The organism is Cutibacterium sp. LaCa_89 (genome assembly GCF_058177555.1).
On the sequence record NZ_CP190889.1, the window covers coordinates 2,640,443 to 2,660,414 of the forward strand.

Annotated in this window: 17 protein-coding genes and 1 pseudogene; 8 read left to right on the top strand and 10 right to left on the bottom strand. The window is 63.1% G+C overall.

All coding sequences use genetic code 11. The features are described 5' to 3' along the window. Positions 1-30 precede the first annotated feature (30 nt). Positions 31-246, top strand: a complete 216-nt coding sequence (locus ACP8LP_RS12140; RefSeq protein ID WP_002522770.1) for a hypothetical protein — start codon at positions 31-33, stop codon at positions 244-246. After that, positions 243-1,721: a CCA tRNA nucleotidyltransferase gene (locus tag ACP8LP_RS12145; protein WP_138237734.1), complete on the top strand. Its 1,479-nt coding sequence runs from the start codon at positions 243-245 to the stop codon at positions 1,719-1,721. The genes ACP8LP_RS12140 and ACP8LP_RS12145 overlap by 4 nt, the downstream gene beginning before the upstream one ends. Positions 1,722-1,740: 19 nt before the next feature. Here the strand turns inward: ACP8LP_RS12145 and ACP8LP_RS12150 are convergent, their stop codons facing one another. Beyond that, positions 1,741-1,986, bottom strand: coding sequence for a DNA-binding protein (locus ACP8LP_RS12150; RefSeq protein WP_171023558.1), 246 nt, complete (start codon positions 1,984-1,986; stop codon positions 1,741-1,743). On the opposite strand from ACP8LP_RS12150, the gene ACP8LP_RS12155 reads away from it, so the two are divergent. Continuing rightward, positions 1,985-3,916, top strand: a complete 1,932-nt coding sequence (locus tag ACP8LP_RS12155) for a DUF6049 family protein (RefSeq protein ID WP_484483379.1) — start codon at positions 1,985-1,987, stop codon at positions 3,914-3,916. The genes ACP8LP_RS12150 and ACP8LP_RS12155 overlap by 2 nt on opposite strands. 67 nt (positions 3,917-3,983) lie before the next feature. Beyond that, on the top strand, positions 3,984-5,792 hold the full coding sequence (locus ACP8LP_RS12160) for a protein kinase family protein (RefSeq protein ID WP_202711800.1): 1,809 nt from the start codon (positions 3,984-3,986) through the stop codon (positions 5,790-5,792). 427 nt (positions 5,793-6,219) lie between these two features. Here the strand turns inward: ACP8LP_RS12160 and glpK are convergent, their stop codons facing one another. After that, positions 6,220-7,743 (bottom strand): glycerol kinase GlpK, encoded by a 1,524-nt coding sequence (gene glpK / locus ACP8LP_RS12165; protein WP_016666539.1) that lies wholly within the window; start codon positions 7,741-7,743, stop codon positions 6,220-6,222. Positions 7,744-7,830: 87 nt separating this feature from the next. Then, complete coding sequence (locus ACP8LP_RS12170; RefSeq protein WP_016666540.1) at positions 7,831-8,583, bottom strand: MIP/aquaporin family protein; 753 nt, start codon at positions 8,581-8,583, stop codon at positions 7,831-7,833. A gap of 186 nt (positions 8,584-8,769) precedes the next feature. Between ACP8LP_RS12170 and ACP8LP_RS12175 the strand changes: the two genes are divergently transcribed. Continuing rightward, positions 8,770-9,717 carry a sugar-binding transcriptional regulator gene (locus ACP8LP_RS12175; RefSeq protein ID WP_036976374.1) on the top strand — a complete coding sequence of 316 codons (948 nt, stop codon included), beginning with the start codon at positions 8,770-8,772 and terminating at the stop codon, positions 9,715-9,717. Positions 9,718-9,796: 79 nt separating this feature from the next. Here the strand turns inward: ACP8LP_RS12175 and ACP8LP_RS12180 are convergent, their stop codons facing one another. Next, positions 9,797-11,200 (bottom strand): S1C family serine protease, encoded by a 1,404-nt coding sequence (locus ACP8LP_RS12180; protein WP_016666542.1) that lies wholly within the window; start codon positions 11,198-11,200, stop codon positions 9,797-9,799. Between the two features lie 207 nt (positions 11,201-11,407). Further along, positions 11,408-11,707: an ABC transporter permease family protein gene (locus ACP8LP_RS12185; protein WP_016666543.1), complete on the bottom strand. Its 300-nt coding sequence runs from the start codon at positions 11,705-11,707 to the stop codon at positions 11,408-11,410. A 211-nt stretch (positions 11,708-11,918) separates the two neighbouring features. On the opposite strand from ACP8LP_RS12185, the gene trxB reads away from it, so the two are divergent. After that, complete coding sequence (gene trxB, locus ACP8LP_RS12190; protein ID WP_016666544.1) at positions 11,919-12,971, top strand: thioredoxin-disulfide reductase; 1,053 nt, start codon at positions 11,919-11,921, stop codon at positions 12,969-12,971. Between the two features lie 163 nt (positions 12,972-13,134). Here trxB and ACP8LP_RS12195 read toward each other — a convergent pair whose 3' ends face one another. Beyond that, complete coding sequence (locus tag ACP8LP_RS12195) at positions 13,135-14,010, bottom strand: pseudouridine synthase (protein ID WP_016666545.1); 876 nt, start codon at positions 14,008-14,010, stop codon at positions 13,135-13,137. A 448-nt stretch (positions 14,011-14,458) separates the two neighbouring features. On the opposite strand from ACP8LP_RS12195, the pseudogene ACP8LP_RS12200 reads away from it, so the two are divergent. Together ACP8LP_RS12200 and ACP8LP_RS12205 are read left to right on the top strand one after the other, a co-directional pair. Then, a pseudogene (locus ACP8LP_RS12200) lies at positions 14,459-15,630 on the top strand (MFS transporter). Between the two features lies 1 nt (position 15,631). Next, positions 15,632-16,564, top strand: coding sequence for an alpha/beta hydrolase (locus ACP8LP_RS12205; RefSeq protein WP_016666549.1), 933 nt, complete (start codon positions 15,632-15,634; stop codon positions 16,562-16,564). A 90-nt stretch (positions 16,565-16,654) separates the two neighbouring features. Here ACP8LP_RS12205 and ACP8LP_RS12210 read toward each other — a convergent pair whose 3' ends face one another. From ACP8LP_RS12210 to ACP8LP_RS12225, 4 genes are all read right to left on the bottom strand, one after another. Continuing rightward, entirely contained in the window at positions 16,655-17,092 is a 438-nt protein-coding gene (locus ACP8LP_RS12210) for an OsmC family protein (RefSeq protein WP_016666550.1), read from the bottom strand. A gap of 9 nt (positions 17,093-17,101) precedes the next feature. Beyond that, a complete protein-coding gene (trxA, locus tag ACP8LP_RS12215) occupies positions 17,102-17,428 on the bottom strand; it encodes a thioredoxin (RefSeq protein WP_004809990.1) in 327 nt (108 codons plus the stop codon). 348 nt (positions 17,429-17,776) lie between these two features. Beyond that, the gene (locus tag ACP8LP_RS12220) at positions 17,777-18,835 is read right to left on the bottom strand and encodes an NAD(P)H-dependent glycerol-3-phosphate dehydrogenase (protein ID WP_138237733.1); all 1,059 of its coding nucleotides are present in this window, start codon (positions 18,833-18,835) and stop codon (positions 17,777-17,779) included. A 147-nt stretch (positions 18,836-18,982) separates the two neighbouring features. Continuing rightward, the gene (locus tag ACP8LP_RS12225; RefSeq protein WP_138237743.1) at positions 18,983-19,954 is read right to left on the bottom strand and encodes a sugar-binding transcriptional regulator; all 972 of its coding nucleotides are present in this window, start codon (positions 19,952-19,954) and stop codon (positions 18,983-18,985) included. Positions 19,955-19,972 lie beyond the last annotated feature (18 nt).

The following is a 19,972-nucleotide window of genomic DNA, read 5'->3' on the forward strand; positions in this document are numbered from 1 at the left end:
GTCGCGCCGCCTACCCCTAGACTCGGGGGCATGGTCAACCGAGTCTACCTGTCCCTGAGCGTTCTCGCCCTCGTGCTGTGGGTGGTCGCCTACCGTCACATGCCGGGCTGGGCCGCGGGCATCACCCTGGTGGGCATCGTCGTGCTGTCGCTGTGGTGCGAGTGGTCGCGGGTGCGCACCCTGGCCAGGATCGGCAAGTCCCGCCAGCAGGGCCCCCGCTCCTCCCGAGGACGCAACCTGTCGTGAGCAATACGATTCCCGCAGCCCTCCACCCCGGCCCTGACGAGGCCGACATGACCGTTCCGCAGTTGCTGGAGCACCGCATCGACACGCTGTTCGAGCAGTTGCCGCTGGTGGGACGGCTCGGCCAGGCCTTCCAGGAGGCGGGCCACGAACTCCATCTCGTCGGCGGCTCGGTCCGCGACGCCCTCATGGGCACTCTCGGCCACGACCTCGACTTCACCACCGACGCCACCCCCGACCAGACCGAGGCCGTCCTGCGCACCCTCACCCACGCCACCTGGGACATCGGCCGGGCCTTCGGCACGATCGGCGCCCGGATCGACGACTGGGTGGTCGAGGTGACGACCTTCCGCACCGACGCCTACCAGCCCGACTCCCGCAAACCGGTCATCGCCTACGGCGAGACCCTCGAGGAGGACCTCGTCCGGCGTGACTTCACCGTCAACGCCATGGCCCTCAACGCCGCCACCCGGGAGTTCCACGACCCGCACGCCGGGCTGGCCGACATCGTCGCGGGGAAACTGCGCACCCCCTTCCCGCCGGAGCGCTCCTTCAGCGACGACCCGCTGCGCATGATGCGGGCGGCCAGGTTCACCTCCCAGCTCGGATTCACCGTCACCGACGAGGTGCGTGCCGCCATGACCGACATGGCCGGGCGCATCAGCATCATCTCCGCCGAACGGGTCCGCGACGAACTGTCCCGGACCCTCCTCACCGACCACCCGCGCGCCGGGCTGGATCTGCTGGTCACCACCGGGATCGCCGACCACGTCCTGCCCGAACTGCCCGCCCTGCGGCTGGAGCGCGACGAACACCATCGTCACAAGGACGTCTACGAGCATTCCCTGACAGTCCTGGACCAGTCCATCGACCTCGAGAAGCGCCGCGGCCACGAACCCGACCTCACCGGGCGGCTTGCCGCCCTGCTCCACGACGTCGGCAAGCCCGCCACCCGCCGTTTCGAGCCCGGGGGCAAGGTGAGCTTCCACCACCACGACGTCGTCGGGGCGAAGCTGGTGCGCAAGCGTCTCAAGGCCCTCGCCTACCCCAGCCAGATCGTCAAGGACGTCTCCAAACTGGTGGAGCTGCACCTGCGCTTCCATGGCTACGGCGACCAGGGGTGGACGGACTCGGCGGTGCGTCGTTACGTCCGTGATGCTGGCGACCAACTGGAGCGTTTGCACATCCTGACCCGCTCTGACTGCACTACCCGGAATCGTCGCAAGGCCGAGCGGCTGGAATTCGCCTACGACGACCTCGAGAGGCGCATCGCCGACCTCACCGCCAAGGAAGAGCTGGCTGCGATTCGTCCCGATCTCGACGGCGAAGAGATCATGGCCACTCTGGGCATCAAGCCCGGCCCAGCGGTCGGCAAGGCCTACAAGTTCCTCCTCAACCTCCGCCTCGACGAAGGCCCGCACACTCCTGACGAGGCAAAGGCCGCGCTACTGGCGTGGTGGGCCAAGCAAGAGCACTGAACCTCACGCGGACCACGGTTCAATCCCGTCCCCGGCCAACTACCATGACAAACGTGTCACCTGCTTCCCGCTTTTGCCCAGCCGCTTGGCTGCTGGGGCTGTTGATGGTCCTCACGACCGTCTTCGCGGAGTCTTCCCCTGCCCAGGCACGTACCGCGGCAGAATTGGTCAAGGTGACGATTACTTCTGTCAGCCCACCGACAGGGGATCCCAAAACTCCCATCACCATCAAGGGAACGGTGACAAATACCTCTTCGGTGTCGATGACATGGGTTCAAGCGTCGTTCTGGCGCTCCCAGGACCAGATCAACGACACCCGTGACCTTTCTGACCTGCTGGCATCCCCCGCCACCGTGCCGGTTGGCATGCGGTGGTATCGGGAGCCCAACGAGGCGTCAATTTTCAACATCACCGACCCAGAGGCCAACCAGACCTTCAAACCAGGCGACAGTGGGTCCTTCACCGTGACTGGAACACCAGCCCAGATGGGGTTGACGTCACCCAACGCCGTTGACGCAATCGGTATCCACGTGCAGGCGTCCCCCGAGAACCAGTCGCGCAGAACGGTCGGTCGAGCACGAGTACTCACGGTTCTCTCAGATGCTCATACCAGCGCGAACCTCGCCCCCGTCATCGTGCTCTCGACCATGCCCACCCGCAGGATCGATGGCACCTTCACCGACGAGTCGCTCGCGGATGACATCACCCATCGACTGAAGCCTCTTGCTGAAGCGGCACACACCCGTAACGCGACAGTTCTCGTCGATCCAAGCCTCATCGACGAGGCCCGGGCGATGGCCTCGGGATATCGCGTGGCTGGCAAAGGCACGGCCACCGTCGAGGGCAAGGGCCAGCAAACAGCCAGGGAATGGCTCGACCTCGTCGACCCATTACTGACCACCGGCCAGGCATATCGCCTACCGTACGGAAATGCCGATGTCATTGGAGCGGTTCGGCAGGGCCGCCCCAACGTCCTCTTGACGGTGAAACACGCTCTCGACCCCTCGAATCCAGCCGCGAAGTTACCGTTAGCAGTCGTCGACCCAGCGGCTGAGCTCGACAGGTCCTCGTTCAAGACCCTCACCAAGGAACTCTCCCCCGCGCTGGTCCTGACATGTGCGGCATCGGCTCGTGACGGCGTCCGGGAGGAGTCCGGAGTCAAGGTGATCGGTCTGGCCGACACCGCCCGAACCGACGGCCATCCACAATCCAACAGCGACCCCCAGCGGCGCGGAATGCTGCTGTCACAGGCCCTCCTCATGACTCACGAGTCGATTCCGGCGGTCACCCTCGTCACCACCGTCAACGATGTTCAAGCCACCGCGCCGGTGGGGTGGCTGCACCTGCAGAATCTCTCGGCAGTTCTCACCGGAGCCAAGCCGGGCCTTCGGCTACCGGGAACACGCGCCGGTGACATCACCCTGAAGGGCCCTTGGTGGCGCGTCCAGCACGACGTCGGGATCGATTCAGACGACTGGTCCGACCTCGTGGGTGCCCCCACGGAGGCGACCTCCTTGACCTCGGCGAAATTTGTCAGCAGGTCGTTGTCGTCGTCACTCCAGGATCGTGAGGCATGGGCTACTGACGTCATGCGCCCAGCAGCGGACGCCATGGCCGGCAAGGGCCTGGTCCTGCATTCAGCCCCGCAGTTCGTGATGTCCTCCTCGACCAATGACTTTCCCCTGACGGTCACGAACTCGCTCGCACAGACGGTTCACGTCAAGGTCGTCGTCTTCTCAGAAAACCCACAGCGCATCGACATCCCGGACACCCAGGTCGTCACGATCCAGCCCAGGGAAACGCAAACCATCAGGTTCGCCCCGAAAGCAAGCTCAAATGGAGTCGTTGAGATGCAGGCACACCTGTCGACTCCGTCAGGACGCAGCCTGGGGTCCCAGACCAGTTTCGTTGTCAAAGCGACGCAGATGGACGATGTCGGCTGGATCATCATTGTGGTGTCGGCGCTGGTGCTCATCATCGCCACGGTGCTGCGCATTCGTCAGGTGACCGCGAGTTCCCGGCGTCAGGCCGAATCCAACGGTGAGCCCCAGACCAGTGGCCCCACCGCTGGCTCGACCTCCGATAACATTTCTGACACCACGCCTTCCCCTTCGGCAGTAGAGGATCCTGACACGGCCTCGGACGACGATTCTGAGCATCACCTCCCCACCGGTGAGGGCAACCCCGCCGAGTGACAATCCCGGGGTTCGCGGCACGGATCGGTATCGTTGACGATGCACATTCGGATCGATCGGGCAGGAGGTGGCAGTGTCTTTCGAGGACCTCGCCGATCGTCACGGCGGTCAGTACGACTCGGATCTCCATGCCGCGGATGACCTCCCCGACCTTCTCCCAGGATCCTTTCTGGGTGAGCGTTACCGTCTCGACCAGGAGCTCTCCCATCCCGAGTCCTCACTGACCTGGCGAGCCTTCGACACCAAGTTGCACCGCCCGGTCCTGATTCACGCTCTGGCCCCGCACGGTCGTCGCACACCCGCTGTCCTGGACGCGGCCCGACAAGCTGCCGTGGCCACCGATTCGCGCTTCTTGCGGGTCCTCGACGCCATCGTCGCCGGACCAGGCGAACCAGCATCATGGGTTGTCAGCGAATACGCCCCTGGAAAGTCGGTCGAGGAACTGTTGGAGACCGGGCCCCTCTCGGCGTTGGAGGCGGCATGGATTGCCCATGAAATCGCCGACGCGATGGCACCCTTGCATGCCCAAGGGGTCTTCCACGAACGCATCAACCCAGGAACGGTTCTCGTCACCTCGACCGGGAATCTCAAGATCAGTGGCTTGCTCGTCGAAGCCGCGTTGCATCCTCGGCCGGGCGACAATTCTCGTCCCTGGCCGGACCGCGAGGTCGCCGACGTGACAGACATCGGACGGGTTCTTTATGCCTGTCTGGTCTCGCGCTGGCCAGTCGGACGTGGCCACCGCCCGTCCGTCGAGCCAGCCTCGACGATGTCCTGGGGACTGCCACCCGCCCCGACTGACTCCCACGGCTGGCTCACCCCACGTGAGGTCCGCGCCGGGGTCTCCCCGGCCCTCGATGTCCTCTGCGACCAGATCCTCTCGCAGGTTCCCCGTTATGACGAGGTGCCATTGCGCACCGCGAATGAAATTGCGCATTCCCTGCGCCGGACCCTCGGCTCAGCTGACGCCGCCGCTGACCTCGAGCGTCGCATCCGGTTCCCGGTGGGACCGGCTTCCCGTGCCGGGGAAGAGCCATGGCGCTCCGACGAATCCGCCGCTTTTGCGCCGGACCAGGATGAGCCGGAACGGGCAGAGGAGTACGGACCTGACGACGAGGGGTACTGGTCCCCGGACGCGGCTGCCGGAGAGTGGGGGCGTCAGGCAGGGCCAGTGCCGTGGACGAGCAACAACGATCCCCACACCACACAGCTCTCCCCCGCTGGGCAGGATTCCTCGGAGAACGGCAGTGCCGAGCTGGTATTGGCCAAACCGCGCCCTCACAACCGTCGATGGCCACCAGTACTTATGGCTGCCGTTGGCGTGGTCATGATCGTGTGTCTCATCATCGCAGGGGTGCGTCATTCTGGCAGCAACGCCCCGGAGGCATCCAGCGAGCCGACGACCGTCGAGGTGACGCACGTCCAGGAATTTGATCCCGAAAAGGACGGTGGCGACGCCAGGGAGAACCACGACGAGGTCAAACTCGCGATCGACGGCGACCCGTCAACGGCCTGGCACACAGTCGTCTATCACAACTCTGCGAAGCTCGGGAACCTCAAGCCCGGAGTCGGCCTGGTCATTGATTTGGGACGCGTCACCGAGGTCATATCGGTGAAGGTGCGGCTGGTCGGATCCGGAACGGACATTTCCTTGTGGCAGCCGACCAGTGATGTCTCCTCCGATGAGGCTCCCATGACGACGATCAAGGAGTGGACTCAGGTGGCGGCGGTGCCGGGGGCCGGATCGACGGTCACGTTGAAACCATCCGGCAAGACGAAGGCCCGTCATCTCCTGATCTATCTGACGGAGCTTCCTCCGAAATCGACCTCGCGGTTCCAGGGTGGGATAGCAGATATCACCGTCACCGGGTCCTGACGACATTTTTCGACGCCCGGGGCTGGCGACCATCTGCTCTCCGACATGTGCTTTCTGGCAGCGACCCAACTGCTGACCGACAGCTTTCCGACGGAACCGTCGTCAAGTGAGGCATCTTTTCTGTCGCCGCACCACCTCAGTGACGAAACCCCCGACTCGTCCCTCCTCCGCGGCCAGGATTTTACGACCTTCGCTCGAGCTGACACTTTTCGTCGTGCGGTCTGGTCGTTGTTCAGTCCGGTCGTCGTGCGGTCTGACATGAGGGGTCGGTGGAGGAAGGTCCGTGTGGCAGGGGCCCGTCACGAGAATCCCGCAGAGGGCAACTGCAGAGTCACCCGCGAGCGAGTGACCCCAAAAACGCAATGGTGCCCCGTGCTCGAAAGCACGGGGCACCAGGTGTCATCGGTCCATCAGGATCAACTCAGGATCACTCCTTGACGTCGTCGTCCATCCAGTCGAAGGTCTTGGTGACGGCCTTCTTCCAGTTGCGGAACAGACGCTCGCGCTCGTCCTGGTCCATCTTGGGCTCCCAGCGCTTGTCCTCGGCCCAGTTGGCGGTGACGTCCTTCTCACCCTCCCAGAAGCCGACGGCGATACCAGCGGCGTAGGCAGCACCCAGAGCGGTGGTCTCAGCAACTACCGGACGAACCACCGGCACGTTGACCTGGTCGGCCTGGAACTGCATGAGGGTCTCGTTGGCGGTCATGCCACCATCGACGCGCAGCTCGGTGAGCGGCACACCGGAGTCGGCGTTCATGGCCTCGAGGACCTCACGGGTCTGGTAGGCAGTCGACTCGAGCACGGCGCGGGCGATGTGGCCGCGGTTGACGTAACGAGTCAGGCCGACGAGGGCGCCACGGGCGTCCGAACGCCAGTACGGTGCGAACAGGCCGGAGAAGGCTGGCACGAAGTAGGCGCCGCCATTGTCCTCGACGGTGTTGGCGAGAGCCTCGATTTCCGGGGCGGTCTCGAACATCTTGAGGTTGTCACGCAGCCACTGGACCAGAGACCCGGCAACGGCGATCGAGCCCTCGAGGGCGTAAACGGTGGGCTGGTCGCCGATCTTGTAGCAGACGGTGGTCAGCAGACCATTCTCGGAGAAGATGGCCTCCTCGCCGGTGTTCATCAGCATGAAGCAGCCGGTGCCGTAGGTGTTCTTCGCCATGCCCTTCTCGAAGCAGGCCTGGCCGAAGGTGGCAGCCTGCTGGTCACCGAGGATGCCGGAGATCGGGGTGTCGATCAGCAGGCCGTTCTTGCGGCCGTAGCCATAGACCTCGGAGGAGGACTTGATCTCGGGGAGCATCGACTTCGGGATACCCATGACCTCGCACATCGAGTCGTCCCACTCGAGGGTCTTGACATTCATGAGCATGGTGCGGGAAGCGTTGGTCGGATCGGTGACGTGCACGCCGCCGTCGGTGCCTCCGGTCAGGTTCCACAGCACCCAGGTGTCCATGTTGCCGAAGTACAGGTCGCCAGCCTCAGCCTTCTCACGAGCACCCTCGACGTTGTCGAGGATCCACTTGACCTTCGGGCCAGAGAAGTACGAGGCGAGACCCAGGCCACAGATGTGCTTGAAGCGGTCAGCACCCTCGTCGCCAGCCAGTTCGTCACAGATCTTCTGGGTACGGGTGTCCTGCCACACAATGGCGTTATAGATCGGGTCGCCGGTGTTCTTGTCCCACACCACGGCGGTCTCGCGCTGGTTGGTGATTCCAACGGCAGCCAGCTGGTGGCGGTTGATGTTGGCCTTGGTCAGCGCGAGTCCGACGACATCGCGAACAGCTTCCCAGATCTCGATCGGGTCGTGCTCAACCCATCCGGCACGCGGGAAGATCTGCTCGAATTCCTGCTGGCCGACGGCCACGATCTGGCCCGAGTGGTTGAAGACGATGGCCCGGGTCGAGGTGGTGCCCTCGTCGATGGCGAGCACGAACTTCTCGTCGCTCATGATTGTTGCCTTTCTTGTCTACGTTGACTTGTCTGAGAGGTTGCGACTGATACGAAATCAGCTCTGGTGTAACAGTGAGAAATCTACTCAGTGCCAGAAGATGGTGTAGGTGAGGGCGGCGAGAACAGCACCAATGATCGGGCCGACAACCGGAACCCAGGAGTAGCCCCAGTCGCTGCCACCCTTGCCCTTGATCGGCAGGACGGCGTGGGCGATACGAGGGGAAAGGTCACGAGCCGGGTTGATGGCGTATCCGGTGGGGCCGCCGAGAGAGGCGCCGATGGAGACGATGAGCAGGGCGACGGCGAGCGGGCCAATAGTCACACCCTGGGTGAAGCCGGAAATGATGACCCAGAGCACGAGGACCCAGGTGCCGATGGCCTCAGTGATGGTGTTCCACAGCGGGTTGCGGATCTCAGGGCCGGTGGCGAAGGTACCGAGCTTGAGGGCCGGGTCGCAGTCCTCGTCGTAGTGCTGCTTGTAGGCCAGCCAGCAGAGCACGGCGCCGACGAAGGCACCGGCGAACTGGGCGAGGATGTAGATGATGATGTTGCTCGCGGTGGCGGGAATGCCGTTGGCCAGGTCCTTACCAGCAAGTGCGAGGCCGATGGTGACGGCCGGGTTCAGGTGTCCGCCGGTCTTGTAGGCTGCGTAGACACCGAACATCACACCGAAGCCCCATCCCCAGTTGATCTGGAGGGAACCGGGAGCGGGATTGCCCTTACACTTGGGAAGGAGGTTGTTGGCGACGACGCCACAACCCAGCAGAATGAGGATCATGGTGCCCAGGAACTCAGATCCGAAGATCGTCGCGGCGGGCACCGCAGTTTCGAGAAGCATGAGGACTCCTTCGTCGTGGCGTCATCCATTGACACCGATTTACTCGCCGGTGGCGGTCGATCCCGTAGGATTCAGCAAACGGGGACCGTCGTCCCGACCCTGTGGGGGCTGGACGTGGCTCAGTCAAACATCTACGGCGCCGGAGAATCGCAATTCTGCACTTATGTGCATGGCAAGGGGAGGGGCATGAACGAATTGTCCAATGACGTATGGACAGCAGCGTCCATGTATTACATGCAGGGCGAGACGATGGATGCCATCGCCAGCCATCTCGGCACATCCCGCTCAACCGTGTCTCGCCTTCTCAAACAGGCACGTCAATCCGGAGTTGTGCGTATCACCTTGTCAGAGCCGACTGGGTTACGTAACGGCCTGGATTCCACCCTGACGAGGATGTTCGGGGTCAACACCACTGTCGTGCCGGTGAAATCAGGAACGACCGAGATTCACCGCCTGGACCAGGTGGCCAGGATCGCCGGACAGATGGTTACGGACATGGTCGAGGACAATTCCGCGATAGGAGTTGCCTGGGGAACAACCCTGGATGCCGTCACCCATTATGTCGTCCCCAAGGACGTCAAGGGAGTGCGCGTCGTACAGATGAATGGGTCGGCCAACTCCGCTAGTTCAGGGATTCCTTACGTTGGATCAATCCTTTCCAGAATGGCTGCCGCGTTTGGGGGTGAGGTCATTCATTTCCCGGTCCCGACATTCTTCGACAATGCTACGACGAAGGCCGCGATGTGGCAGGAGCGCTCCGTTCAGGCAGTACTCAAGGCACATCGCGAGCTCGACCTCGCCGTGTTCGGCGTGGGGGCCCTCGACAGCCCAGTCCCCTCCCACGTCTATTCCGCCGGTTACATCACCGATGAGGAAAAGGCGAATTTGATGCGGTCCGGAGTTGTTGGTGACGTCAACACCGTCTTTCTCAAGGCTGACGGCGCCTATGACGTCGAGTTCAACAAGAGAGCGACCGGATTGGCCCCATTCCAGTTGCAGCGCATACCGCGTCGGCTCTGTGTCGTCGCTGGCCGCGCCAAGGCTGTCGGACTGTTGGCCGCACTGCGTGCCAGGGTGGCGACGGACCTCGTCGTCGACGATGCAACTGCTCGTGCAGTCCTCGATCTGATGTGACTCGCCAGTCCTGCGCCCGTGGGAAGGGTCCCGAAGCCACAGCAGCTGCGGGGCCCCTTCCCACGTCGCGTAACCCGTATCAGGACTTCGCCGTACCCAAGGTGACGTCGGCGGTGGCCTGCTGCGAACCACGGATGTAGCTGATCTTGACCTTCTGGCCAGGCTTGAACGACCTCACGAGACCGACCAGGGACTCTCCGGACACGATATCGGTGTCGTCGATCTTGGTGATGACGTCGCCACGCTGCAGCCCGCCCTTGTCAGCTGCCGAGTTGGGTGAGACCGTGGCGATCCCGGCTCCGAGGACTTGGACACCATCCTTGCTGCCAGCGACGTCACGCACGGAGATGCCCAGGAAGGCGTGAGTTGCCTTTCCGGTGTCAATGATCTGATCGGCAATCCATTTGGCAAGATTTGACGGGATCGCAAAGCCGATTCCGATATTGCCCGATTGCTCGGAATTACTTGACGAAAGGCTCGCAATGGAGGAATTGATCCCGATGAGCTCACCATTGGCATTGACGAGAGCACCACCTGAGTTGCCCGGATTGATGGCTGCACTGGTCTGGATAGCATTCGTGACGACCACACCCGACGACGAATCTCGAGATCCCAGCAGATCCCGTGAATTACTGCGATTCATGGTGGTGACCGGACGATTGAGAGCACTGATGATTCCGGTCGTCACCGACCCCGACAGGCCGAGCGGATTGCCGACGGCCATCACAGGAGACCCAACGGTCAACTTGCTGGAGTCAGCAACACCGATCGGCTTCATGGACTTCGGCGGGTTCGTCACCCGGATGACGGCAAGGTCCGTCGATGGATCTGTACCAACTACCTTGGCCTCGTAGGTCTTGTTGCCCATGGAAACCGTCAACTGGCCGCCCGAAACCGCGTCGGCAACGACGTGATTGTTGGTGACGATGTTGCCGTTCGTGTCGACGACGACTCCCGACCCCTCGCCTCCGCCATTGCCCGTCCTCACGGTAATGGCGACTACCGAGTTCGACACGGCGGAGGCGGTGGCCGTCCAGTCCGGGGCGGAGGGTGAGCCTTGAACCACCTTGGTGACGCTGTTGGGGGATGCAGGGCTCGACGTCACAGCCGGGGCGTCATTCCTTGTCAGGGAGCGATCGACAAGGCCCCCGGAAACGCCGCCAACAGCCGCCGCCAACACGGCGACGAGAACAACTGTGCCGCCCCGAAAGCCCTTCCGGGCCGATCGCGACGAGCCCTTAGCCGGGTCGGGGTTTTTGTCACCCGCGCTCGGGGCCGGCTGCTCAGAAGCCTCCCACGGAGGAGGCTGGGTGGTTGACGGATTTCCCTGGTTCGTCCAGGAATCGTTACTGCGCGACCAGTAGGCATCCTGCGCCCAGCTCTGGCGATTGTCGTCAGGGCGAGAGGGGTAGCCTCCCTCCTCGCCGTGCTGGGCGGGATTGGGTTCACGCGGCTCATGCGGACCATTCGTCGACTCATTCATGACTCCAAGTGTTCACGACCGCACCAACTGGTCGATGCACTGTCCAGCAACGTGTTCCCGTCAGCGGAGAAGGTTCGAGGCTGCAGTCCCACCCTCCAACGGGGTCGGATCCGACCGTGGTCAGGCGCCACGGGGATCGCGTCAACCCCCAGTCAGGGAACCCGCCGTCCAATCGACCTCGCCACCTCTCATCTCCACAGGAGGTGCTCAGGAAGGCCACGACGCATTCACAAAGATGAGATCGGAGAAGTGGGCCTCCACCGCTGGGTCTTCCCCTCCCCCGGCGTACAGCCCAATTCGTGGACGAGAGGCCACCGACATCGTCGCACCAGCCATGACGACCGGGTAGTCAATTGTGCAACTTCTTTGCAGGCGGGTCAGACCGACTGGGAGCGTGAGACTCGCGTCGCTAAACAACACATAAATCGGCCAGACGAAGTCATTCCAGCTGCCCAGGAAAGACAGCATGAGCAGGGCCGCCAAGACTCCCTTGGCGTTGGGGAGCACGATCTTGAAGACGGTCGTGAATGGTCCAGCTCCGTCAATCCAGCAGTGACACGCACCAACCAGGAACCGACGTCCCCGTACCCTGGCACCTCGTCATTCGTGAGGGCACCGGAGGGCCCGCCGACCGCCCCTAATCCCCACCGGGAATGTCCTGAACCCTTTGTGTGCTGGATAGGTTGATCCCTGAACCAGTCACCGACCAGGAGACGCCATGACAACTCAGCCCCTCGTGCCCAACACCATCCTTGGCAACATCTCGCTGTCCGATTCCTCGGAGACCGACACCGCTCAACCGTCCACCGAGACCATTGACACCGACACCCGAGGCGACGACGAGCCCCGTGACGTCATCATCGTCGGTTCCGGTCCGGCTGGATACACCGCAGCCGTGTACACCGCCCGCGCAGGGCTGAAGCCGCTCGTCTTCGAGGGATCCATGGACGCTGGTGGCGCCCTCATGCAGACCACCGAGGTCGAGAACTACCCCGGCTTCTCCGAGGGCATCATGGGTCCGGATCTCATGGCTCAGATGCGCGCCCAGGCTGTGCGATTCGAGGCCGAGCTCGTCGCTGACGATGTCACCGAGGTTGACCTCACCGGTGAGATCAAGAAGGTCATCGACACCGATGGAAACACTCACCACGCCCGCGCGGTGATCCTCGCCACGGGATCGGCCTACCGCAAGCTCGGTCTCGAGGACGAGGTCCGTCTGTCGGGTCGTGGCGTGTCCTGGTGCGCCACCTGTGACGGGTTCTTCTTCACCGGCAAGGACATCGCTGTCGTCGGCGGCGGCGACTCCGCGGTCGAGGAGGCCACCTTCCTCACCCGGTTCGCCAACTCGGTGACCCTCGTTCACCGTCGTGACAAGCTACGCGCCTCCCAAATCATGGCCGACCGTGCCGAGGCCGACCCCAAGATCACCTTCGCATGGAACAGCGAGATCGTCGCCATGCAGGGCGAGTCCAAACTAGAGTCGGTGACCCTGCGTGACACCAAGACCGGTGAGGAACGTCAACTCGAGGTGTCAGGAGTCTTCGAAGCCATCGGACACGACCCGCGCTCCGAGCTGCTCCGGGGCCAGGTCGACCTGGACGATGCCGGATACGTCGTGTGCGCCGAGCCATCCACCCGCACCAACCTGCCGGGAGTTTTCGCCTGCGGTGACCTGGTCGACTCCCATTACCAGCAGGCCATCACCGCGGCCGGATCCGGATGTCGTGCGGCCCTCGACGCGGAGAGATTCCTCGCCGAGCTGGGACGCTGAGTCTCTCGTCAGTTTTCGCCGTGTCGCTTCGTGAAGGTACGAGGCGATGCGGCGAACCACTGTCTCAGTGGAATAGCAGTGGGTGCTCCACACCGAGAGACACCGCTCTGGCACAGCGGGAAGCGCTCCTACGAATCGTGTTCCGGGGAGGCGGCCATTTTCGTCATCTCATTCTCGGGTGGGCCCATGTCACTTGCTGCCAGACGGACAGACCCAACCTCGACGTGAAGATCTTTGGCTCCTCGGAGACGGGGTCGGTGAATCCCATCTGCCAGGCCTGCAACTGCAGCGGGTGGCTGAAGTCATCCACCGGGGTATCCAGAAGTACCGGGTAAAACGGGTCATTGACTATGGGAGCTCCCAACCGCTGCATGTGGAGACGAATTTGGTGGGTGCGACCCGTCCTCGGTCTAGCCTCGTAGAGGCCCAGCCCCTCATGCTCGGCCAGCAAAGTGATGCCAGTCACGGCATTCGGCTCGCCCGGAATCTCACGAGCCTGGAGGATGCCTCGTTCCTTGATGATTCTCGACCTCACCTGCCAGCCGTCTTTCGCCACCACGACCCCGTCCCCGGCACGGTGTTGCGCCACAGGGGCGACCAACCGGTACTTTTTGAACACCTTCCGGCGTTCGAACATCTCCTGGTAGGGCCGACGCCACTTCCTCTCCCTGGTCAGCAGGAGCACTCCGGCAGTGACCCGGTCGAGACGATGGGCCACGGTCAGTTCTGGCAACCCCAGCTGGGTCCGCAGCCGGACAACCACCGACTCGAGAACGTGCTGGCCTCGCGGAATTGACGACAGGAAGTGCGGTTTGTCGACGACCAGGATCCGATCGTCGGCGTACAAGATCCCGATACCAGCCGGGACAGAAGTCTCCTCAGGAAGATCGCGGTGGAAGAAGACAAATGTCTGCGGAGCGAAGGGGGAGCTCCCCGTGAAGGCATATCCGGCTTCGTCGACGAACCTCCCCTCGTCGAGCATCTCGTCAACTCGTTGCCCACCCACTCTGACGAGCTTTTCGACCAGATAGTCACGCATCGTCGGCCAGGGCCAGCCGTCAATCCCCCGTGCGGTCGCCAACCTGCGGCATTCTCCGTGATCGGGGGTGTGAACCCATGCCGATTCCAGGCCGTGACGTTGTGGAAGAGGCGATCGGGGCACCGTGTCAGCCTACGGGTAAGCCGACACCGACCCCACACTCCCCTCAGCTCCGGTTCACAAGAATCCCGTCTCACGGACTTACAGCTCAAGGCAGTGTTTCAACCGCCCGCGAGGCGGGATTTTGGGTTCTCCGACGTGCCCGAGCCACCCCAGATGTCGACCACGCCGGGAACCATGCCCTACAATACCTAGTACCACTAGGGTTTGTGGAGGTCGGCCCACCCGCACCTCCCCGGCAAAGGAGCAAGCCCAGACGATAACCCCGAGCGAAGCTGCCCAGCCTCAGCAGAAGCAGTACGCGAGTACCGGCCGTCTTGGCACAGCCATGTTCATCGGACAGTTGGGCTGGGCCCCGTCGACGCAGCCTGTGGAACATTGCTCGCGGCACTGGCTGCTGAAGTGAAGCCTGAGGACAAGGTCGACTTCCTTGCCCTGCTCACCACCACGGGAGCCATCGCAGCTGTCATCTGCATGATCACGGCGGGCACCCTGTCAGACCGCACGAGGTCAAGATTCGGCCCGCGCAACCCTTGGATCATCGGCGGCGCAATCGTCGGAACCCTGGCCTTCGCCGCCATCGGCCTGACCAGAAACCCCGCCCTCCTCGTCATCGCGCACATGATCTACCAAAGCGGACTTAACTGCATGCTCGGCGCCTTCAACGCCGTTCCCCCGGACTACGTCCCCGACTCCGTACTCGGCACGGTGTCCGCCTTTGGCGGCGCGGGCTATCTTCTGGCCCAGATCATTGGTGCGGTTATCGCAGGGGCGCTTGTCACCCGACCATCCCAAGGATTCCTCGTCGCAGCCTGGATGATGCTGATCTCGAGCATCATCGTGGTCTTCCTTCTGCCGCCCCACCCGCTGCGCAATCACTCCCCGCGGCCGCCGGTCACCTGGCGTCAGTTCGCATCCCAGATGAAGCCGCCCTCGGACGGACAGTTCTGGTGGATTCTGGTTGGCCGGTTCCTTTTCGTCATCTCCCTGTTCATGGTGATGCAGTTCCAGCTCTACATCGCCACTGACGAGATGGGAATGACACGGGCAGCCGCCGGAAAGCTCATTGCCATGAACTCAGCGGTTCTTGCCGTCACCGCCGTCATCCTCGACGTCATCACCGGGCCATGGTCCGACAAGGTCAAACGTCGCAAACCCTTCACGATGATCGCCCCGCTCATCGCGGGAGCGGGTGTCATCCCTCTCTTCCTGGTCAACGAGCCCTGAACCCTCACCGTCTTCGCAGCCTTGGGCGGCGCCGCTTTCGGTACGTACATGGCCGTCGATGGCGCACTCATGGTCGAGGTCCTGCCCAACCGCGACGATTCGGCTCGTGACCTGGGCTTCCTCAACGCCGCCAACTCCTTGCCGATCGTCTTCGCTCCCGGTATCGGCGCGACGCTGGTGAAGACGACCGGCTATCCCGGACTTTTCATCGCAACGATCGTCCTGGCCGTCCTCGGATCGTTGTGCATCACACGAGTGACAAGGGTGAAGTGAGATGAAACTAGATCCACGACTAGCCGAAATCCTGGAGCGTCAACCCCAGAAGGAACAGACGCTCGCGGAGCAACGGGCGCAGCAAAACGACTTCGCAGCAAGCCTGCGGGGAAAATTGACACCCGAGATTCCCAACTCGCTGGAGCTCGAGGATCGCATGGTGCCAGGCCGCGATCGCCCTATCCCGGTCCTGATCCAGCGTCCGGAGGGCCTCCCTGATCCCACTCCAGTACTGGTGTGGGCCCACGGCGGGGCTTTTGTTCACGGCTCTCCGCGCACCGTGCTCTCCCGCACGGCCAGCATTGCCCAGCGTGCCGGCATGTGCGTCGTCAGCGTCGACTACCGGCTGCTGCCCGAGCACAACTACCCCGAGAACCTGCATGACGTCGTCGATGTCGTGCGATGGGTTGCAGAAAATTCCCAAGCTGAGGGGTTCGACGCATCCAGGGTTATCGTCGGCGGGGACTCAGGCGGTGGAAATCTCGCGGCTGCGACGGCAATCACCTGCCGCGACGAGGGTGGCCCGAAGATTCTCGGTCAGGTCCTCGAGGTGCCGGTTCTCGACCTTTCAGACACTTCCGACGCGATGGCCGAGGCCCAGCGTGACGCCCCCGGTCTCGCGGCCGCGCTGCACCACAGCCATGTTCGTTACTTGTCTCATGGGGCAAGTCTTGACGACCCGTGCAGCAACCCGATCTGTCTGGAGGATGCGACCGGCCTTCCGCCGACGTTTGTGCTCAACTGCGAGGTCGACCCGCTACGCGACGACTCCTTCGCGTGGCAACACAAGCTGGAAGCGGCCGGGGTGCCGGTACAGCTGACGACGATCCCGGGGATGGCCCACGCCACCCAGAGCTTCACCCTCGCCTTCCCCCAAGCGAAGGAGGCTGAGGACAACATGATCGCCTGGTTGCGCGATCTCATCTCCTGCTGACACACGATGGCCGGGCCCGGGGATTTTCGTCGCCGGGCCCGGCCATCGTCACGTCTGTGTGGAGTTCCCAGGACCTCCGCGTGAAGTGCCTCAGTTCAAGGGCTCACCGGCGACGCTGAAGGTCACCGGGGTCTGCGCCTCAACCGTGCGAGAAACGGTGCAGTTCTTGTCTCGCGACATCGCGACGACGCGATTCACCAGTCCCGCCGCCTCATGGCCCTCGTCGGTGTCGGGGAAGCTGAGCTGGAAGTCGACCGAGACGTCCCCCAGGGATGCTCGGCCCTCCTCGTCGCTCACCTTGGTGCCCATGACGGACACAGTGAACTGGGTCGGCCCGCCGCGACGGCTCGTCACGGTGTCGACGTCGATGGACGAGCATCCACCGATGGCTGCCAGCAGCAACTCAACGGGGGTGAACTCGGCATCCTGACCGGAGCCGAAACGGATCTGACCGCCACGCGCGTTGGTGGCGGTGTAGTGGCCCTCGCTACGACGGACCAGGGAAACCTTCTTGGTGGCGGACGGCATGATTCCTCCTCAGCGCACGAACTCTTCGATGACCTTGACGAGCGCCTTCTTCGTCTTACCGCCCTGCAGCGACTTGACGAGCTGGCCGCTCTGCCAGACCTGAATCGTGGGCAGGGACATGATTCCCTGCTCGGCCGCAATCCGGGTATTGGCGTTGGTGTCGACCTTGGCGAAAACCATCCGGTCGCCATAGACCCCAGCCAGCTCCTCGATGATCGGGGAGAGCTGTTTGCAGGGGGCGCACCAGTCAGCCCAGTAGTCGACGAGGACGGGCTTGGCAGCCCCGAGAACCTCGGAGGCGAAGGTCGCGTCGGTGACCTCGATGACGTTGTTCATGACAGCCTTTCTAGTTCGACCAGATGAGTCTAGGTCGTGGTGGCTCGAAGGGCACCTCCGGTTCACAACCACCGAGCGGTTACCCGGCCCATCCAGGCAAAACCACTGGAAGCACCCAGCAATCCAGTCCCGGTGCACAAAAACACCGACCCGCGGGGTCGTGAAACACCAGAGTGCTCAAGACCCTCTCGAGTCGGCAGTTTTTGCACCCGCTGCGGTGGGTGCCGACGGCAGATACCAGTGACGGTGGGTGCTCATGGCCGTGGGAAGGGGTGCAGAGCCTCACGGCTCTCGGGCACCGTCACGCCCGCACTGGGTTCCCACCCCCCTACCGAGGCGGGCCAGTGATCACCTTTCCCCACCGAAGAACTTCTCCCAAGGCAGGTCGAGCGGCGCATCGTGGGCGACGATCTCGTACAGTGCCCGCACCAGCGGGAAGTCGGTCTCGGCAATGACCCCGCGCTCGGTCATCTTTCCGATCGCCTCGCCGACGACGCCGATGGCGGCAACCCCCTCGAGGGTGATGCCCTTCATCTTGACGTTGCGGATCTCCGAGAACGGCACTCCGGCTCCGACATAGGTGCCGGCACGTACATTGCGTCCGCCCATCGTCGTCACGAACATGTCGCCAACACCGCCCAGACCGGTGGCCACCTCGGGATCGCCGCCCATGAAGGAAACCATCTGCTTGAGCTCACGGGCTCCCTCACCGAACAGGGCTGCCGTGTAGTCGTACATGACGTACCTGGCATCAGTCTGGCCAGCCTTCTCGAGCATGCCAGCCGCAAATCCGCCTCCAAAGGCGAAAATGTTCTTCATGCAGGCACCGACCTCGTGTCCGATGAAATCGGTGGACGTCCAGACGTGGTAGTAGTCGGTGCGATACGCCGCAGCGAGCCGGTCCAGGACCTTCTGCTCCTCACCGCAGAACACCACACAGGTGTTGCGGTGCACAGCCAGCTCACCAGCAATCGACGGTCCGACGATCGCTGCCCAGTGAACCTCGTTGGCAAGGTCGCCCATGTGCTTCTTCAACACATCAGGAAGGATGTGAAGGGTACCGTCCTCGTCAGCCTGCATGCCCTTGGTGACGCACAGGATGGTCTGGCCCGGCTTCGCCAGCTTGGCCAGCTGTTCACCGGCCCAGTCCACACCGAAAGAGTTGACGCCGCTCATGATGACGTCGGCCCCCTCGACGGCTTCGGCAGCGTCAGCAAAGTGATAGGCCTTGACGCGTTCGTCGACCTTGAGCTCGAGAACAGGATGCTCCCGGGTGGCCTGGATGGAATCAATGATCTCGTCATCGAGGTGGGTGCCGATGAGACGGACGTCATTGCCGTTCTCGACAGCGGGGAAGGTCAATGCGGTAGCCATGACGCCCGCACCGAGCACTGCAATCTTGAGCATCTTCGTACCTCCGAAGGTGGGTTGTGGCCCGGCAATGGGCCCGACACCATTCACGCTAACCACTAGTCACACGCGAATCCCACATTCGTCAGCAGTCTGCACTTCCGTGCAGAAATGAGGGTCTGGGCCTTCAGACCACACAAAGGATCACTGCAGAGCCTGCTCCGCGGCATGGGCATCGACAACGAGATCCGTGCACAATCCTCCCCGCAACACGGTCCCCACGGCCTCGGCCTTTTCGGCTCCCGAGGCAACAGCCAGGACTCGTCGAGAACGCGAAGGATTGTGGTCGTCGCCTGTCACCCTGACGCAGTCCAAATCCACTGAAATCGTGCGCGAATCCAATTCCTCGTCGACGACCTCGCCGTGGGCATCGACGTAGTGGCTCATGATGTCTGCGCTGGCACCCTTGCGACGCAGCTCCTCGATACCGTCCTTCGTGACGTGGCCCGCCGTCACCAGGATCGAATCAGTACTGACAGCTCCGGGCGAGTAGACGAGGAGATCAGCCTTGTGGGCAGCCTCCAGCGGGCGTGAGACCGACGCGTCCTTGCGGAGCATCTCCCCCAGATCCGCCGATCCGACGATCGTCGGGGCCTGCAGGGTGAGAGATCTGCCCGGGCCGAGTTCGGCCATCCGCACGACGGAGCGTCCCACCAGGTCGTTCCTCGTGACGGCAACACCGCCGTTGGTCTGGGCGACAACGACATCGGGATCCCAACCAGACCCCAGGTGCTGAGCAAGATGAGCCGTCGTCCGTCCCCAACTCACCGCGACCACCTGCGGCTGGGGTCGCCACTCGGACAGCCGCTGAGCTGCCATCCGAGTGACAAGGTCCAGGGTCAGTTCGTCACTGGCCTGGACGGGCACGACGACGGCCGTCTGCAACCCGAAGGTTTCCACCAACTCGGTCTCGAGCCGGTGATGCCGGGCGAGTGGGTGATCAATGGTGATCTTGACCATCCCGGTGCGGCGAGCTTCCTCGAGAATCCTGCCAACCGTCCAACGGCTCATGGAGAGTCGTTGGGCGATCGCGGCATGGGTCATCTGCTCGAAGTAGTACATCTCCGCGACGTGGAGCATCTCCTCGTCTTGGCTCGCCCGGCGTCGGTTCGACATCGTCATGCCTCGGTCCGC

Coding starts and splice junctions, on each gene's coding strand:
- ACP8LP_RS12210 (WP_016666550.1), bottom strand. CDS start 17,092: ATGCCGTCCGCCACCAAGAAGGTTTCCCTGGTCCGTCGTAGCGAGGGC.
- glpK (WP_016666539.1), bottom strand. CDS start 7,743: ATGAGCGACGAGAAGTTCGTGCTCGCCATCGACGAGGGCACCACCTCG.
- ACP8LP_RS12205 (WP_016666549.1), top strand. CDS start 15,632: ATGAAACTAGATCCACGACTAGCCGAAATCCTGGAGCGTCAACCCCAG.
- trxB (WP_016666544.1), top strand. CDS start 11,919: ATGACAACTCAGCCCCTCGTGCCCAACACCATCCTTGGCAACATCTCG.
- ACP8LP_RS12195 (WP_016666545.1), bottom strand. CDS start 14,010: ATGCGTGACTATCTGGTCGAAAAGCTCGTCAGAGTGGGTGGGCAACGA.
- ACP8LP_RS12170 (WP_016666540.1), bottom strand. CDS start 8,583: ATGCTTCTCGAAACTGCGGTGCCCGCCGCGACGATCTTCGGATCTGAG.
- trxA (WP_004809990.1), bottom strand. CDS start 17,428: ATGAACAACGTCATCGAGGTCACCGACGCGACCTTCGCCTCCGAGGTT.
- ACP8LP_RS12220 (WP_138237733.1), bottom strand. CDS start 18,835: ATGCTCAAGATTGCAGTGCTCGGTGCGGGCGTCATGGCTACCGCATTG.
- ACP8LP_RS12155 (WP_484483379.1), top strand. CDS start 1,985: ATGACATGGGTTCAAGCGTCGTTCTGGCGCTCCCAGGACCAGATCAAC.
- ACP8LP_RS12225 (WP_138237743.1), bottom strand. CDS start 19,954: ATGTCGAACCGACGCCGGGCGAGCCAAGACGAGGAGATGCTCCACGTC.
- ACP8LP_RS12140 (WP_002522770.1), top strand. CDS start 31: ATGGTCAACCGAGTCTACCTGTCCCTGAGCGTTCTCGCCCTCGTGCTG.
- ACP8LP_RS12175 (WP_036976374.1), top strand. CDS start 8,770: ATGAACGAATTGTCCAATGACGTATGGACAGCAGCGTCCATGTATTAC.
- ACP8LP_RS12180 (WP_016666542.1), bottom strand. CDS start 11,200: ATGAATGAGTCGACGAATGGTCCGCATGAGCCGCGTGAACCCAATCCC.